The organism is Lacinutrix sp. MEBiC02595, from assembly GCF_053601555.1.
In genome coordinates this window covers 1-786 of sequence record NZ_JBSHNU010000240.1, presented here as the reverse complement: position 1 = coordinate 786, position 786 = coordinate 1, and the positions used below count along the sequence as shown (strand labels likewise).

At 31.0% G+C, this 786-nt stretch carries 1 protein-coding gene; it reads left to right on the top strand.

Features of this window, described 5'->3' with window-relative positions:
* A partial coding sequence (locus tag ACVCZW_RS13330) for a hypothetical protein (protein WP_452232652.1) occupies window positions 1-225 on the top strand: 225 nt, incomplete at its 5' end.
* Window positions 226-786 lie beyond the last annotated feature (561 nt).

The following is a 786-nucleotide window of genomic DNA, read 5'->3' as shown; positions in this document are numbered from 1 at the left end:
TGGGTTGGTACAATTATTCCTCAAAATCCAGTATTCCAATTCAAGTTTATTGCAAACTCTGTAATTTACAATGGGCTAATTGCAATGAACAAGGGAAGTTCCAGAAGTCTGGGATTATTAAACATAACGTGTTTGTATATGGAAAGTTGCGTTTTTGGTGACGAGGATTTTCCGAAGGAAAATCAGAAGTTAGTAAAAGCGCAACCAACTTTATTTAAGTACTAATCTAGCAATTTTTTATATACGGTGTTAGCTTTTAGTGCTTTTTAGAGTTTCCAATTAAAATCTTTTTTACTCTCTTTATTTTTTAAATCCGCAAACTTGCTAAAAATTCCGTTTGATTGTTTTGACTTTTTAGAGTTTGAGTAATCAATTCATAAACTTGCTAAATTCAGTTTTGCAGATTTTATTGATTTAGTTTTCCGCAAACAAGCTAAAAACAGTTTCACAAGTTTGAGTGATTTCGTTTTGCGCAAACAAGCTAAAAGATCCGCAAAGTATTTCATTTTGGAATTGAGTGAAAAGTCAAAATGATTTTTAAAAATCCACAATATAGTTTTTCGTTTTTTTCTCCTTAAAACTCAAAAAAAATTCGGGATTAAAACCATGCTTTTTTTATTTCCACAAACTTGCTTAAGCATTAAAGCTAACGTGTTTGTATATGATTTGTTGCGTGTTTCAGCACCTAATTTAGCAAATAAAAACGGAATAGAAAATCCGCGAGGGTTTTCGTAAGCAGGCTAGAACCAGCAATAAATTATATACGGTGTTAGCAAAAGTTTTTTA